Genomic DNA, 14,845 nt, shown 5'->3' on the forward strand with positions numbered 1-14,845 from the left:
TGCCCCGGGCAGGGGGGTATGGCATGCTGGCGGGTCTTTCAATGGCTTTCAAACTTTCTTTCCAGGCCCGCTCCATGTCCAGCATTCCCAGCCCCGTCCTTGGCACGCCACTGTCCCCCCTGGCTACCCGCGTCATGTTGCTCGGGTCGGGTGAATTGGGCAAAGAGGTCATCATTGCCCTGCAACGGCTGGGCGTGGAAGTCATTGCGGTGGACCGGTATGCAGACGCACCGGGCCACCAGGTGGCGCATCGGGCGCATGTCGTGTCGATGACGGACCCGCAGGCGCTGCGGAAAATCATCGAACAAGAGCAGCCGCACGTTATTGTCCCCGAAATCGAGGCCATTGCCACCAGTTTGCTGATCGAGCTGGAAGCGGCGGGCGTGGCGCGGGTGACGCCGACGGCCCGCGCCGCCCAACTGACCATGAACCGCGAGGGTATCCGGCGCCTGGCCGCCGAAACCCTGGGGCTGCCCACTTCGCCCTACCGCTTTGTCGACACCGAGGAAGAACTGCGCGAAGCCATTGATGGCGGCATCGGCTACCCCTGCGTCATCAAGCCGGTCATGTCCTCGTCGGGCAAGGGCCAGTCCGTGATCAAGAGCGCCGACGACCTCGTCTCCGCCTGGCGCTACGCCCAGGAAGGCGGGCGGGTGGGGGGCGGGCGTGCCATCGTCGAGGGCTTCATCCGCTTCGACTACGAAATCACCCTGCTGACGGTGCGCGCGCGGGACGCCAGCGGCAAGATCGAAACCCGCTACTGCGAACCCATCGGCCACAAGCAGGTCGATGGCGACTACGTAGAGAGCTGGCAGCCGCACCCGATGTCGCCCGCCGCGCTGGAGCGCGCCCGCGAAATCGCCCTGGCCGTCACGTCCGACCTGGGCGGACTCGGCATATTTGGCGTCGAGCTCTTCGTGGCCGGCGATCAGGTCTGGTTCTCGGAAGTCAGCCCGCGTCCGCACGACACCGGCATGGTCACCATGATCACCCAGACGCAGAACGAATTCGAGCTGCACGCGCGCGCCCTCCTGGGGCTGCCGGTGGACACCAGCCTGCGCCAGGCCGGCGCCAGCAGCGTCATCTATGGCGGCGTGGAGGCCGCCGCGGTGTCGTTCCACAACGTGGCCGAGGCCCTGGCCGAGCCGGGCACGGATATCCGCCTGTTTGGCAAGCCCGAATCCTTCGTCAAGCGCCGCATGGGCGTGGCTCTGGCCGTGGCCGAGGACGTCGCCGCTGCCCGCGCCAAGGCCAAGCGCGTGTCCGCCGCCGTGACCGTCAAGGCAGGCTGACCCCATTCCAGGTCCGGCAGCCACGGGCGGAATGCCCACGAACTGACCTGCGGCCCCTTCAAAAACCGCCACCCGCCTAACGGCCGGTGGCGGTTTTTTCTTGCCTGGCCGGGCCCTTTCTGTTGCGTGATTGTCACGCCCGGCCGCTATCTTGGGCTGCCGGCCGTCTGAATGGCTCCCGCTTGCGCCCTTGCCCCTGCCGCCAGTGTGGTTTGCGCTTTCTCATTGTTTGTTCGATAATTTCAGTAATTTCTGAAAACGGCGTAACGGTCTGTGTCTTACGGCCAGCCGCAGTCCTCCTTTGCTGGCTGAACCACCATGGCGCTTTCCCCCCAAAACGAACGCTTCGTCCTGCACTTTGGCGAGATGGGCAGCCGTTGGGGCGTGAACCGCACCGTCGGCCAGATCTACGCCCTGCTGTTCCTGGCGCCGCAACCCCTCAACGCCGATGACATTGCCGACGCCCTGGGCTTTTCGCGCTCGAATGTCAGCCTCGGGCTGAAAGAGCTGCAGTCCTGGCGCCTGGTCAAGCTGATCCACCAGGTGGGCGACCGCCGCGACTACTTCGAGACCCCCAAGGACGTCTGGGAGATCTTCCGCATCCTGATGGAAGAAAAGCGCAAGCGCGAAATCGATCCCACGCTCACTCTGTTGCGCGACACGCTGCTGGAGGCGCCGTCGGGCCCCGATGAGGCATACGCGCAACAACGCATGACCGAAATGCTGGAGCTCATCGAACTGTCCACCGGATGGTTCGATGAGGTTCAACGACTGCCGCCAGAAACCCTGCAGAGCCTGATGAAACTGGGTTCAAAAGTGCAGAAGGTGCTGGGTTTTGCCGGCAAATTGCGAGGCAAGGGCTGATACGCTCCGCCTCGATTTTTCAGGAAACCTCTATGAAGTTGTATGCAACGCCCCTAACATGGCGCGAGAGACGGCCTGGGAACCATGCCGGTTGCCGCGGCGCGTCAACGCTTTGGGAGCAGCCCAATGATTGATCTCGACGTCGTGAATCTGTCGCGATTCCAGTTCGCCGCGACCGCGCTCTACCATTTCCTGTTCGTCCCCCTCACGCTTGGCCTGTCCTTCATCCTGGCCATCATGGAAAGCGTGTATGTCATGACTGGCCGCCCCATCTGGAAGCGGATGACCATGTTCTGGGGCACGCTGTTCGGCATCAACTTCGCGTTGGGCGTCGCCACGGGCGTGGTGATGGAATTCCAGTTCGGTATGAACTGGTCCTACTACAGCCATTACGTGGGCGACATCTTCGGCGCGCCCCTGGCGCTGGAAGGGCTGATGGCCTTCTTCCTGGAAGCCACCTTCGTCGGCCTGTTCTTCTTCGGCTGGAACCGCATGTCCAAGGTCAGCCACCTGATGGTGACCTGGCTGGTGGCCTTCGGCACCAACTTCTCGGCGCTGTGGATCCTGATCGCCAACGGCTGGATGCAGAATCCGGTGGGCTCGATCTTCAATCCCGATACGATGCGCATGGAGATGACCGACTTCGCGGCGGTGATCTTCAACCCCGTGGCCCAGGCCAAGTTCGTGCATACGGTCAGCGCCGGCTACGTGGCTGGCGCCATGTTCGTGATGTCGATCAGCGCCTGGTATCTGCTGAAAGGCCGTCACACCGACCTGGCCAAGCGCTCCATGGCGGTGGCGGCAAGCTTCGGCCTGGCCGGCGCGCTGTCGGTGGTGGTGCTGGGCGATGAAAGCGGCTACCTCACGACCGAACACCAGAAGATGAAGATCGCGGCCATGGAATCCATGTGGCACACCGAGCCCCCGCCCGCATCCTTCAACCTGATCGCGATCCCGAACCAGGCAGAGCGCAGGAACGATTTCGCGATCGAGATCCCCTACGTCATGGGCATCATCGGCACGCGTTCGCTCACCACGCCGCTGTTGGGCATCAACGATCTGATCCTGCGCGCCGAGAATCGCATCCGCGATGGCATGGTGGCCTACGAGGCCTTGCAGAAGATCCGCGCCAATCCCAAGGACGTGGATGCGCGCATGGTCTTCGACAAGACCTGGCCCGACCTGGGCTACGCCTTGCTGGTCAAGCGCCACCAGCCCGACATGAGCAAGGTCACCGAGGCCGACATCAAGCAGGCCGCGATCGACACCGTGCCCACCGTGGCGCCGCTGTTCTGGGCGTTCCGGATCATGGTGGCGGTGGGCATGTATCTGATCCTGTTCTTCGGCGTGGCCTTCTGGCTGGCTTCGCGCGGCCGCCTGGACCGCCGGCGCGGCCTGCTGAAGGTGGCGCTGTGGAGCCTGCCCCTGCCGTGGATCGCCATTGAAAGCGGCTGGTTCGTGGCCGAGTACGGCCGCCAGCCCTGGGTGATCGAAGGCGTGCTGCCCACGTACTACGCAGCTTCCGGCCTGACGATGGCTGATCTGGCCATCAGCCTCTCGATCTTCCTGGTGCTGTACACGGTGCTGCTGATCATCGGCGTGAAGGTGATGCTGCATGCCATCAAGGCAGGACCGAAATCCGATGGGCCGGCGCCAGGCGATGCCGCCGCCGATCCTGTGCGCGCCGCCGTGCGCGCCTGAGGGGAGAGACGCATGGATACCCTTATTCCTTTTGACTACGGCACCTTGCGCGTGGTGTGGTGGGTGCTGCTGGGCGCCTTGCTCATCGGCTTTGCCGTCATGGATGGCTTCGACCTGGGCGTTGCCGCGCTGTTGCCGGTGGTTGCCAAGACGGATGCCGAGCGGCGCGTGGTGATCAACGTGGTGGGGCCGGTCTGGGAAGGCAACCAGGTCTGGCTCATTACCGCGGGCGGCGCCATTTTCGCCGCGTGGCCCTTGCTGTATGCCGCCTCGTTCTCCGGGTTCTACCTGGCGATGATGCTGGTCCTGATTGCGCTGATCCTGCGGCCCGTGGGGTTCAAATACCGCAGCAAGATGGAAGGCACGCGCTGGCGCAACACCTGGGACGGCGTGCTGTGCTTTTCGGGCGTGGTGGCTTCGCTGGTGTTTGGCGTGGCCATGGGCAACATCATCCTGGGCGTGCCGTTCACCTTCGACCCGGAGTCGCTGCGGCCCATGTATGAAGGGCATTTCTTTCAGCTCTTCATGCCGTTCGCGCTGCTGGCTGGCGTGCTCAGCGTGGTGATGCTGGCCATGCACGGCGCCGTGCTGCTGGCCTGGCGCACCGAAGATCCCATTTCGTCGCGGGCCCGCAACTGGGGGCGCCTCGCGGCCCTGCTGACGGCGGCGCTGTTTGCCGCCGGCGGCTACTGGGTGGCGGGCGGCGTGGGCGGCCATACGATCACCAGCGTGGTCGATATGGCGGCTCCGTCCGATCCCATGCTCAAGACGGTGACGGTGCAGACCGGCGCGTGGATGGCCAACTACGCGAAGTGGCCGCTGATGTGGATTGCGCCCGCCCTGGGCGTGGGGGGCGCCGTGCTGGTGGCGTTGCTGCTGACCGTGCGCGCCAACATGCTGGCGTTCCTGGCGTCCGCGCTGTCGATCGCCGGCGTGATCCTGACCGTGGGCTTTTCGCTGTTCCCGTTCATCATGCCGTCGTCGACCAACCCGAAGGCCGGCCTGACCGTCTGGGACGGGTCGTCCAGCCATCTGACGCTGTGGATCATGGTGATCGCGGTTGCCATCTTCCTGCCTATCGTGACGGTATACACCGCTTGGGTGTATCGCGTCATGCGCGGCAAGGTCACCAATGATTCGGTGGGCGACACGCCCAATTCTTACTGATAAGGGAGCCTCCACCATGTGGTATTTCTCGTGGATACTCGGCCTGGGCCTGGCGTGCGCGTTCGCCATCCTGAATGCAATGTGGTTCGAGCTGCGCGAGGGTCAGTCCCATGACCCGCGCGCCAGCCGCGACGGCGAGTGAGCGGCGGCGCCAGCAGCCTCGAGCACGATCCGTCGGCAACCCTGCAGAAACCGCCGCGCGAACAGTCGCGGTGGTTGATGGCGCTTGCCAGGAGCGCGCGTTTTCCGCTGATCATGGCGGGAGCCGCGCCCCTGCTCAGCGGCGCCTTGCTGGTCGTGCAGGCCTGGTTGCTGGCCAGCGTGCTGGATTCGGCGATCGCCAGGCAAGCGCCGCGGCAGGAACTGCTGGGCGGCATCCTCGGCATCGCCGGGCTGATGCTGCTGCGCGCCTGCATCAGCTGGGCGGGCGAGCGCGCGGGCGCGGACGCGTCCGAACGCATCAAGCGCCATGTGCGCCAGTCATTGTTCAAGCGGCTCCTGGGACAAGGCCCCAACTGGAGCCGGGGAAAGGCTTCGGGTGAACTGGCCAGCGCGGTGGTGGATCAGGTGGAGGCGCTGGATGGCTTCTTCGCCAAGTATCTGCCCGCGATGGCCGCGGCTGCGATGTTGCCGGTCGCGTTCTCCGTCGTGCTGTTTCCGGTGGACGTGATCGCCGGCCTGGTGCTGCTGATCACGGCGCCGCTGATTCCGCTGTTCATGGCCTTGGTGGGGTGGGGCGCGCAAGGCGCCAGCCGCCGCCACTTGCGCGCCTTCGCCCGCCTGTCGGGGTTTTTCGCGGACCGGCTGCGCGGGCTGTCCACCTTGAAGCTCTACGGCCGCGCCGAAGCCGAGGCGGCATCCGTCGTGGCCGCCAGCGACGCGCTGCGCCAGCGCACGATGTCGGTGCTGCGCATTGCCTTCCTGTCGTCGGCCGTGCTGGAGTTTTTCGCCGCGCTGGGCGTGGCCGGGGTGGCGGTCTATATCGGTCTGACCTATCTGGGTTTCCTGGACCTGCGCTGGACGCCGCTGACCCTGCAGGCGGGCCTGTTTTGTCTGCTGATGGCGCCCGAAGTCTATGCGCCGCTGCGCCAGTTCGCGGCGCATTATCACGATCGGGCCACGGCGCTTGCCGCCGTCACGCAAATCGCGGTCCTGTTCGATGGCTTGCCGCAAGCTGCCGCCGAACGCGAAGCTGAATCCGGGCGCGCGCCGGCGCACGCCGGGAAGGGCGCGGAGCTCGTCATAGCGGGCCTGTGCGTGGACGCGCCCGGCCGTGGCCAGGCAGTGCTGTCGGATGCCTCGCTGACGCTTGCGCCGGGGGAGCATGTGGCGCTGATGGGGCCCAGCGGCATCGGCAAATCCACACTGATCGAAGCCATCGCGCGATTGCGGCCAGCCACTGGCGATGTCCGCATCGACGGTCTGCTTCTGGCTGAATGGAGCGAGCCCGCGTTGCGGCAACGGGTCGCGCTGATCGGGCAGAGGCCGCAGTTGCTGGCAGGCTCGATCGCCGACAACATCCGCCTGGGCCGTCCGGATGCCTCGGATGCGCAAGTGCGGGAGGCGGCCAGGCGCGCCTGTGTCCTGGAGTTTTCGGCCGAGCTGCCGCTGGGGCTGGACACGCCGCTGGGCAGCCGCGGTCACGGCCTGTCCGGCGGCCAGGCGCAGCGCGTGGCGCTGGCCCGCCTGTTTCTGCGCGATCCGGGCCTGATCCTGCTGGACGAGCCCACGGCGCACCTGGACGAGGCTACGCAGGCCCGGGTGCTGGATGAAATCCTGGAATTCTCCGCGGGCCGGACCTTGCTGCTTGCCACGCATGCGCCCGCGGTCGCCGCGCGGTTCGGCCGTGTCGTGCGCGTGGCGCGGGGCAATGTGGAAGACGCATGAAGAACCTGTTGTTGCTCCTGCCGTTGTACGCGCGCCGAAAAGGCGGGCTTTTGCTCGCATTGTTCTGTGCGTTGGCAACCGTTGCCGCCGGCGTGGGCCTGCTGGGCGTGTCGGGGTGGTTCCTGACCGGCGCGGCCCTGGCCGGCGCAGGCGGCTATTTCAATTTGTTCGCGCCTTCCTCGCTGGTGCGCGGGCTGTCTTTCTTGCGGATCGTGTCGCGCTACGCCGACAGGGTGGTCGGGCATTCCGCCACCCTGCGCCTGCTGGCCGATCTGCGCGCCACGGTGTTCGCGGCGCTGATCCGGCTGACGCCGCGCCAACTCGCGCGCTATCGCAGCGGTGATCTGGTCGCGCGGATGACGGGCGACGTCGATGCGCTGGACACGGTCTTCCTGTTTGTGCTGGCGCCCCTGGCGACCGCCATCCTGGCGGGCGCGGTCCTGACCGCCGTGCTGGGGCAATGGGTGCCCGCCGCCGCGCTGGCGTTTGCGCTGGCCTTGCTGACGGCCTGCGTGGTGGTGCCCCTGTGGCTGTTGCGCGCGGCCCGCAAGCCGGGCGCGGCGGCCCAGGAAAGCGCGGCGGGATTGCGCGCCGCCACGCTGGACGCGGTGGACGGCCACGCGGACATGGTCGCCCTGCATGCGCAGGCGCAGACCCTGGCGCATTTCGAGCGCTTGTGCGAGGCCAGCGCGCTGGCGCGCCGCAGCCAGGCGCGGGTGGCGGTAAGAGGGCAGTGGTTCCTGCAGCTCGCCGCGGGGCTGGCCGTGCTGGCGCTGCTGTGGTTTGGCCTGGCCGCGCACGAGGCCGGCCGCATCGAGGGCCCGGTGCTGGCCGGCTTGCTGCTGGCCGTCATCGGCATTTTCGAGGTGGCCGGGCCGATCATGCGCGGCGCGTCCCGCATGGGGTCCGCGATGTCGGCGGCGGCGCGCATCCGCGAGGTGACGCAATGCGGACCCGACATGCAGGACCCGGCGACTCCACGCGCATTGCCCGACAGCGGCGCGCTGGAACTGGACCGGGTGAGCTTTTCCTATCCCGCGCGCACGCCGGGGGAAAGCCAGCCGGTGCTGAACGACATCAGCCTGCGGGTCGAGCCCGGCGAGCGGGTGGCCATCCTGGGCGCCAGCGGCGCGGGCAAGTCCACCCTGCTGCACCTGCTCCTGCGCCTGGAGGATCCCCAGGCCGGGCGCGTGCGGTTCGGCGGGTGCGACGCCCGCGACTGCGCGCAGGCCGATTGGCACCGCCGCATCGCCTTGCTGTCGCAGGATTCGCCGCTGTTCCTGGGCACCCTGCGCACCAATCTGCTGATTGGCGATCCCAACGCCGTTGACGCCACGCTGTGGGCAGCCCTGGATGCCGCGCGGCTCGGTGATTTCGTGCGTGGCCTGCCCGACGGACTGGACACCTGGGCAGGCGAAACCGGCTCGCAATTGTCGGCGGGGCAAGCCCGCCGTCTGTGCCTGGCGCGGGCGCTGCTGGCGCCGGCGGCCGTCATCGTGCTGGACGAACCGACCGCGGGGCTGGACGCAGCGGCCGAGGCGGCGTTCTTCACGGACCTGGAGGAGGCGGTGCGGGGACGCACGGTCGTGCTTGCCACGCACGCGGCTTTGCCCGAAGGCGCAGTGCACCGTTGCCTTGTGTTGCGCGCGGGGCGGCTGCATGACTTGTCATCGCAGCCAGCAATCCTGGCTTAAGCGCGGTTGCGCGGTTATAGTTCGCCTTGCTTCAATTCTTCAGGGCCGTCTTCCATGCAGACCGACAACGCCGAGTACATCCGGCGCACCATCCGCAGCGTTCCGGACTGGCCCCAACCCGGTGTCATCTTCCGTGACATCACGCCGGTGCTGCAGGATCCCCGTGCGTTCCGGGTCCTGATCGATCTCTTCGTCTATCGCTACATGCGCCAACGCCTGGATCTGGTGGCGGGCGTGGACGCGCGCGGTTTCATCGTGGGCAGCGTGCTTGCCTATGAGCTCAACCTGGGTTTCGTGCCGGTACGCAAAAAGGGCAAGCTGCCCTTCCGTACCGTGGCCGAGGAATACTCGCTGGAGTACGGCAACGCGGCGGTCGAGATGCATACGGATTCTGTTCGCACCGGCCAGCGCGTCCTGCTGGTCGACGATCTGATCGCCACGGGTGGCACCATGCTTGCCGCTATCAAGCTGTTGCAGCGCCTGGGCGCCAATGTGGTGGAAGCTGCCGCCATCATTGACCTCCCGGATCTGGGCGGATCCACCAAGGTCGCCGCGACGGGCACGCCGCTCTATACCGTCTGTCAGTACGGAACCGACTCGACGCCTTAGCGCGTGCGTCTATGCATCCGACAGCCGGGGCTGGATGAAATCCAGGAAGGCCTTGGTCTTGGCGGGCAGCATGCGCGAGGGCAGCAGCGCGAACAGCGGCAGGGGCGTCAGGCTCCAATCGGGCAGCACGCGCACCAGGCCGGCCTGCTCGATGGCGCGTTCCATCGCGTCAAAGACCAGCAGCGGCGTGATGCCCAGGCCCTGTCCGGCCAGGCGTCCCAGCATGCCCACGTTGTTCGCGGACAAGCGTCCCGACACCTGCACGCGTTCCACCTTGTCGCCCGAATGGAGCATCCAGAAGGATGACTCCTCGCGCATCGTCGGGCGCAGGCATTCGTGATGGGTGAGGTCCGCAGGCACGCGCGGCTCGCCGTGGCGCGCCAGGTAATCGGGCGATGCATACAGCTGATGGGCCATCAGCACGATCTTGCGCGAAATCAGGCTGGAATCCGGCTGCTGCCCGAAGCGCAGGATCAGGTCGAACGGATTGCTGATGGGGTCGATCGGACGCATGCTCAGATCGAAGTCGCATTCGATATCGGGATGCTGTTCGCGGAATTCGCTGATGACCGCGGGCAGGAACAGCTGCGCGAGGCTGGTGGGCAGGGAAATGCGCAGGCGCCCCTTGGGCTGCACCGCCATGTCCAGCAACTGGTCGTGCGCAATGCGCGCTTCTTCCACGATGTGCCGGCAGCGCTCGAAGTAGATGGCGCCCGCTTCGGTGAGATCGATCTTGCGGGTGCTGCGGTTGAGCAGCCGCATTCCTACGCTGCGTTCCAGCTCGCTGACCCGGCGCGAGAGCGTGGATGTCGGAATATTCAAGGCTTCGGCGGCGTGGCTGAAATTCTTGCGCTTGGCGACCTCGACGAATAGCGCGATGTCGTTAAGCTGGATGTCCATGGTGCCCTCGAGACTCAAAATTCCATTTCTGGCAGATTTGTATGATAAATGGAATTATTGTCCCGCCAGCAGAAATGTCTATTTCCTCACGCCGGACAACACATCCCTTGCGTGGCGGATTCACGTTCCCTTACCCAGCTTGCTGGAGGCTGAATGCCCGCAAGGCCTGTCGCAGCGTGATCTACGGGAGCGCTGCGCAAAATCGATGCAATCTGGCGCGGATACGACTTGAAATTGTCCCATCTGTGCAAATATGTTCCCCAAAATAAGGGTTTTTACTAGGAAACAATCGCCAGATACTTCGTCCCAGCAATCAAATTGTCACACCGCACCTGCCAAGCCTGGCAGAAGACGCTGTGCAAGGTTTAGGATGGAGTCATCACAATGAAAGCCCTAGCTACCGCACTCATGGTTACCGCCACGCTGGTGGGTATGTCCGCCGCTCACGCCGATGGCAAGACGCGTGAACAAGTCCAACAGGAACTGCAAGCCGCCAAGGCTGCAGGCCAGGTCACGTTTGGCGAACTGGACTACCCGCCCGCCACCGCACAGCAAACCAGCCTGTCGCGTGAACAAGTCCAGCAAGAACTGCAAAGCGCCAAGGCCGCCGGCCAAGTCACTTCCGCGGAACTGGATTACCCGCCCAAGACCGTGTCGCAATCGGCCGGCAAGACCCGCGAGCAAGTCCGCCAGGAACTGGCCGACGCCAAGGCGCGCGGCGAATACACCTTCGGCGAATTGGACTATCCGCCCAAGGGGCGCTAAGCCCCCGCGCCGGCAGCCCGCAAGCCGGCCGCCCGGATGGTCACCGAAAACCCCTTGTGACGCCGAGGGGTTTTTTTATGCCAGCAAGGTATGGCTTAAGGCAAAGTGTGGCGTTTATGCCGCAAAACTGTCCGGGACGGACAACAACTCTTGTCGGGGCAAATGCGGCTGGTGGATGATTCAGACGGGGGTTTCGCGGCATTGCGAGCAATGATTCATATTTGATATCAAGGCGTTAGCGCGAGTCTCCAGGGCTTGCGAGATGTAAGCAAAACGTCATTATCCCAACCATGGAAAGTAGTTCTTCGAAATCCTGGTTACTACGACTGGCTGCAAGCTGGACACTAGTTTCAGTGCATCGGCCGCCTGCCTGTAGGCAGCGGCGCGCAGATATCCGTCTTTTGGACGGCCTGTCTGCAATGTGCCTTTCATCTCGCCATTTTGGGGACTTATATGAAGAAGACGCTATTGGCTGTCGCGTTGCTGACCGGTTTTGCCGGCGCTGCGCAAGCCGCCGACTCCGTGACGCTGTACGGCTTGATCGATGCCGGTATCGGCTACGAGAACGTGAAATTCGACGGCAAGTCGCAAAGCCGTTTCGGCGGCGTGCAGGGTGTGAGCAGCGGCTCGCGCTTCGGCCTGCGCGGTACTGAAGATCTGGGCGACGGCCTGCGCGCCGTGTTCACCCTGGAAGGCGGGTTCGGCCCCATGAACGGCAAGTCGCTGCAGAGCAACCGCCTGTTCGGCCGTCAAGCCACCGTGGGCCTGGACAGCGATTCGTGGGGCCGCCTGGAATTCGGCCGCCAGACGAACCTGGCCTCGAAGTACTTCGGTTCGATCGACCCGTTCTCGATCAGCTACAACACCGCCAACATGGGCACCACGTTCGGCAGCGCCAACACGATGCGCCTGGACAACATGGTCCTGTACCAAACCCCCAGCATGGGCGGTTTCAAGGCGGGCATCGGCTACTCGTTCAGCGCGGACGACACCGTCAGCGACTCCAAGCAGGTGGGTTTCCAGACCGGCAACAACAACCGCGCCCTGACCGCTGGCGTGCAGTACGTCAACGGCCCGCTGAACCTGGCTGCCTCGTATGACCGCTTCAATCCGTCCAATGACAAGATCGGCGGCAAGGACTCGGCGCGCATCCAGGAATACATCGTTGGCGGTTCGTACGACTTCGAAGTCGTGAAGCTGGCTGCCGCTTTCAGCCAGACCCGTGACGGCTGGTTCGTGGGCCAGAACATGGGCACCACGCCGGACGGCATGACGAACCTGGGCACGTTCAAGCTGGCTGACGGCTTCCGCGCCAACTCGTACATGATCGGCGCGACCGTGCCGCTGGGCCGCCACGCCGTGTTCGGCTCCTGGCAGCGCGCGACCGCCAGCAACGACAAGCTGACGGGCGACGACGCCACGTTCAACGTCTACAGCCTGGGTTATACGTACGACTTCACCAAGCGCACCAACCTGTACGCGTATGCCTCCTACGGCGACAACTACGCGTTCCAGCGCGACGCCCGCGACACCGCGGTCGCCATGGGTGTGCGTCACCGTTTCTAAGCGACAGAACGTCCGGCTGAACCTTGCTGAATGCGCGGCCCATTCTCCGTGAGCCGCCGAGTGACAGCGAACCCCCCCCTACCTGGGTTCAGCCGGGCGTGACTTGAGCACAGAAGGGAAGGGCCTCCGCAAGGAGGCCCTCTCGTTTTCCGGCCGCGGGTTTACAGGAACAGTTTGTAGGCCGGGTTTTCGGTCTCGTTCCAATGCGGGTAGCCCAATTCCGCCACGAAATTGCGGAACTGCTTCTTGTCCGCGGGCGGCACCTGGATGCCGATCAGGATGCGGCCATAGTCCGCGCCCTGGTTGCGGTAATGGAACAGGCTGATGTTCCAGTCGGGATTCATCGCGTTCAGGAAACGCATCAGCGCGCCCGGACGCTCCGGGAATTCAAAGCGGTACAGCAGTTCGTTGCGCGCCAGCGCCGACCGGCCGCCCACCATGTGGCGCAGGTGGGTCTTGGCCATTTCATCGTGGGTCAGGTCCAGCGTGTCGAAGCCGTGGCGGCGGAAATTCGCGGCGATCTTGTCGGGCTCGGCCGCCGACGACACCTGGATGCCGACGAAGACATGGGCGCGGTCCGCGTCCGAGATACGGTAATTGAACTCGGTGACGCTGCGCTCGCCCACCAGTTCGCAGAAGCGGCGGAAGCTGCCGCGCTGTTCCGGCATCGTGACGGCGAAGACGGCCTCGCGCATTTCGCCGACTTCGGCGCGTTCGGACACGAAGCGCAGGCGGTCGAAGTTCATGTTGGCGCCGCAGGCGATGGCCACCAGGGTCTTGCCCTTCAGGTGGTGCTCGGCCGCGTACTGCTTGGCGCCCGCCACCGCCATCGCGCCCGCGGGCTCCAGCACGCTGCGCGTGTCCTGAAAGACATCCTTGATGGCGGCGCAGATCGCATCGGTGTTGACCACCACGAAATCGTCGACATACTTGCGCGTGAGCTTGAAGGTTTCCGCGCCCACCATCTTGACCGCCGTGCCGTCCGAAAACAGGCCCACGTCGTTCAATTGCACGCGCCGGCCCGCTCGCACGCTGCGCAACATGGCGTCGGAGTCCTCGGTCTGCACACCGATGATCTTGATGTCGGGGCGCAGCTGCTTGATGTAGGTGGCCACGCCGGCGATCAGGCCGCCGCCGCCGATGGCGACAAAGATGGCGTCGATCGGGCCGGGATGCTGGCGCAGGATCTCCATGCCCACCGTGCCCTGGCCGGCGATCACATCGGGGTCGTCGAAGGGGTGGACGAAGGTCAGCTTTTCTTTCTTTTCCAGGATCTGCGCGTGGGCGTAGGCGTCCGAGAAGCTCTCTCCGGCCAGCACGACCTCGCCACCGAGGCGGCGGACCGCGTCTATCTTCACCTGGGGGCTGGTGGTGGGCATGACGATGACCGCGCGGCAGCCCAGCCGGCTGGCCGCCAGCGCGACGCCCTGGGCGTGATTGCCGGCCGATGCCGCGATGACGCCACGATTGCGCGCAGCCGGGGTCAGGTTGGCCATCTTGTTGTACGCCCCGCGCAGCTTGAAGCTGAACACCGCCTGGGTATCTTCACGCTTGAGCATGATCGTGTTCGACATCCGCTGAGACAGCAGGGGCGCTATTTCAAGCGGCGATTCGACCGCGACGTCATAAACCTTGGAAGTCAGGATGCGTTTCAGGTAATCAGTGGACATGGACCGCGCGCGGGGGCAAGAGTGAGGACGTGGGGCAGATTATTGCAGGGAAATCCGTGTCGCCTTCCAGGTTTCTCGCGGCTACACTCCCGCAACCATGGAAGAAAGTCTCTTAACCGCAGTTCACTGGCTCCTGGGGATACTGGCGTTGCCCTCGGTGGGCTTGTCGGCCATCTTCACGGTGTCGCTCGTGTCCGCCACCTTGCTGCCCCTGGGCTCCGAGCCGGCGGTGTTCGGGTATATCAAGCTGGCGCCGGACATGTTCTGGCCCGCCGTCCTGGTGGCGACCGCGGGTAATACGGTGGGAGGCGCCATCAGCTACGCCATGGGCCTGGGCGCGGAACGCGCCGTTCACCGCTGGAAGGAAAAGCACCCGCATCCGCACCCCGACGTCACCGAAGGCGGGCGCATGCGCGGCCGCTGGAACGAACGCGCCCATGACTGGCTGCATCGGGTGGGGCCGCCGGCCCTGTTGCTGTCCTGGCTGCCCGCGGTGGGCGATCCCCTTTGCGCCGTGGCCGGGTGGCTGCGGCTGTCTTTCTGGCCGTGCGTGTTCTATATGGCCATAGGCAAATTCATGCGCTACCTGGTCATGACGGCCGGGCTGCTCTGGTTCTTTCCGGGGCAGGTCTAGCGCTGACATTCAACTTAATAGGGGACGGTTCACTCCGTCTTCCTCGCGCTTTTGGGCGGCTTTCCAGGGGTATTAGGGGTCAAGTCGGGCCAATGG

The 14,845-nt window shown here is 65.1% G+C and carries 13 protein-coding genes; 11 read left to right on the top strand and 2 right to left on the bottom strand.

Going from position 1 to position 14,845, the window contains the following annotated elements; genetic code table 11:
* Nucleotides 1–74 precede the first annotated feature (74 nt).
* The 8 genes from purT to HLG70_RS23310 all read left to right on the top strand — a co-directional run bounded on the left by purT (nt 75) and on the right by HLG70_RS23310 (nt 9,214).
* Complete coding sequence (gene purT, locus HLG70_RS23275) at nt 75–1,292, top strand: formate-dependent phosphoribosylglycinamide formyltransferase (RefSeq protein ID WP_171667472.1); 1,218 nt, start codon at nt 75–77, stop codon at nt 1,290–1,292.
* A 318-nt stretch (nt 1,293–1,610) separates the two neighbouring features.
* Nucleotides 1,611–2,156 carry a GbsR/MarR family transcriptional regulator gene (locus HLG70_RS23280; protein WP_171667473.1) on the top strand — a complete coding sequence of 182 codons (546 nt, stop codon included), beginning with the start codon at nt 1,611–1,613 and terminating at the stop codon, nt 2,154–2,156.
* A 126-nt stretch (nt 2,157–2,282) separates the two neighbouring features.
* Nucleotides 2,283–3,857 carry a cytochrome ubiquinol oxidase subunit I gene (locus tag HLG70_RS23285; protein ID WP_171667474.1) on the top strand — a complete coding sequence of 525 codons (1,575 nt, stop codon included), beginning with the start codon at nt 2,283–2,285 and terminating at the stop codon, nt 3,855–3,857.
* A 12-nt stretch (nt 3,858–3,869) separates the two neighbouring features.
* Entirely contained in the window at nt 3,870–5,024 is a 1,155-nt protein-coding gene (gene cydB, locus HLG70_RS23290; protein ID WP_171667475.1) for a cytochrome d ubiquinol oxidase subunit II, read from the top strand.
* A 16-nt stretch (nt 5,025–5,040) separates the two neighbouring features.
* Nucleotides 5,041–5,166: a cytochrome bd-I oxidase subunit CydX gene (gene cydX / locus HLG70_RS23295; RefSeq protein ID WP_171667476.1), complete on the top strand. Its 126-nt coding sequence runs from the start codon at nt 5,041–5,043 to the stop codon at nt 5,164–5,166.
* Nucleotides 5,163–6,911, top strand: coding sequence for a thiol reductant ABC exporter subunit CydD (gene cydD, locus HLG70_RS23300; RefSeq protein WP_171667477.1), 1,749 nt, complete (start codon nt 5,163–5,165; stop codon nt 6,909–6,911). The genes cydX and cydD overlap by 4 nt, the downstream gene beginning before the upstream one ends.
* Complete coding sequence (gene cydC / locus HLG70_RS23305) at nt 6,908–8,605, top strand: thiol reductant ABC exporter subunit CydC (RefSeq protein ID WP_171667478.1); 1,698 nt, start codon at nt 6,908–6,910, stop codon at nt 8,603–8,605. The genes cydD and cydC overlap by 4 nt, the downstream gene beginning before the upstream one ends.
* 54 nt (nt 8,606–8,659) lie before the next feature.
* Nucleotides 8,660–9,214: an adenine phosphoribosyltransferase gene (locus HLG70_RS23310; RefSeq protein ID WP_171667479.1), complete on the top strand. Its 555-nt coding sequence runs from the start codon at nt 8,660–8,662 to the stop codon at nt 9,212–9,214.
* A 9-nt stretch (nt 9,215–9,223) separates the two neighbouring features.
* Here HLG70_RS23310 and HLG70_RS23315 read toward each other — a convergent pair whose 3' ends face one another.
* Nucleotides 9,224–10,114, bottom strand: coding sequence for a LysR family transcriptional regulator (locus HLG70_RS23315; RefSeq protein WP_171667480.1), 891 nt, complete (start codon nt 10,112–10,114; stop codon nt 9,224–9,226).
* Between the two features lie 384 nt (nt 10,115–10,498).
* Here HLG70_RS23315 and HLG70_RS23320 point away from each other — a divergent pair, with 384 nt between their 5' ends.
* Nucleotides 10,499–10,879 carry a DUF4148 domain-containing protein gene (locus HLG70_RS23320; protein ID WP_171667481.1) on the top strand — a complete coding sequence of 127 codons (381 nt, stop codon included), beginning with the start codon at nt 10,499–10,501 and terminating at the stop codon, nt 10,877–10,879.
* A 453-nt stretch (nt 10,880–11,332) separates the two neighbouring features.
* Nucleotides 11,333–12,445, top strand: coding sequence for a porin (locus HLG70_RS23325; protein ID WP_171667482.1), 1,113 nt, complete (start codon nt 11,333–11,335; stop codon nt 12,443–12,445).
* A 161-nt stretch (nt 12,446–12,606) separates the two neighbouring features.
* Here HLG70_RS23325 and ilvA read toward each other — a convergent pair whose 3' ends face one another.
* The gene (ilvA, locus tag HLG70_RS23330) at nt 12,607–14,115 is read right to left on the bottom strand and encodes a threonine ammonia-lyase, biosynthetic (protein ID WP_171667483.1); all 1,509 of its coding nucleotides are present in this window, start codon (nt 14,113–14,115) and stop codon (nt 12,607–12,609) included.
* Between the two features lie 97 nt (nt 14,116–14,212).
* Between ilvA and HLG70_RS23335 the strand changes: the two genes are divergently transcribed.
* Nucleotides 14,213–14,749 (top strand): YqaA family protein, encoded by a 537-nt coding sequence (locus tag HLG70_RS23335; RefSeq protein ID WP_171667484.1) that lies wholly within the window; start codon nt 14,213–14,215, stop codon nt 14,747–14,749.
* The last annotated feature ends 96 nt before the right edge of the window (nt 14,750–14,845 follow it).

It is taken from the genome of Achromobacter deleyi, assembly GCF_013116765.2.
Classification (GTDB): domain Bacteria; phylum Pseudomonadota; class Gammaproteobacteria; order Burkholderiales; family Burkholderiaceae_B; genus Achromobacter; species Achromobacter deleyi_A.

Excerpts from the sequence above, each read along its gene's own strand:
- HLG70_RS23315 (WP_171667480.1), bottom strand. The coding sequence starts at position 10,114 with ATGGACATCCAGCTTAACGACATCGCGCTATTCGTCGAGGTCGCCAAG.
- cydX (WP_171667476.1), top strand. The coding sequence starts at position 5,041 with ATGTGGTATTTCTCGTGGATACTCGGCCTGGGCCTGGCGTGCGCGTTC.
- HLG70_RS23320 (WP_171667481.1), top strand. The coding sequence starts at position 10,499 with ATGAAAGCCCTAGCTACCGCACTCATGGTTACCGCCACGCTGGTGGGT.
- HLG70_RS23325 (WP_171667482.1), top strand. The coding sequence starts at position 11,333 with ATGAAGAAGACGCTATTGGCTGTCGCGTTGCTGACCGGTTTTGCCGGC.
- cydB (WP_171667475.1), top strand. The coding sequence starts at position 3,870 with ATGGATACCCTTATTCCTTTTGACTACGGCACCTTGCGCGTGGTGTGG.
- HLG70_RS23280 (WP_171667473.1), top strand. The coding sequence starts at position 1,611 with ATGGCGCTTTCCCCCCAAAACGAACGCTTCGTCCTGCACTTTGGCGAG.
- ilvA (WP_171667483.1), bottom strand. The coding sequence starts at position 14,115 with ATGTCCACTGATTACCTGAAACGCATCCTGACTTCCAAGGTTTATGAC.
- cydC (WP_171667478.1), top strand. The coding sequence starts at position 6,908 with ATGAAGAACCTGTTGTTGCTCCTGCCGTTGTACGCGCGCCGAAAAGGC.
- HLG70_RS23310 (WP_171667479.1), top strand. The coding sequence starts at position 8,660 with ATGCAGACCGACAACGCCGAGTACATCCGGCGCACCATCCGCAGCGTT.
- HLG70_RS23285 (WP_171667474.1), top strand. The coding sequence starts at position 2,283 with ATGATTGATCTCGACGTCGTGAATCTGTCGCGATTCCAGTTCGCCGCG.
- HLG70_RS23335 (WP_171667484.1), top strand. The coding sequence starts at position 14,213 with ATGGAAGAAAGTCTCTTAACCGCAGTTCACTGGCTCCTGGGGATACTG.
- purT (WP_171667472.1), top strand. The coding sequence starts at position 75 with ATGTCCAGCATTCCCAGCCCCGTCCTTGGCACGCCACTGTCCCCCCTG.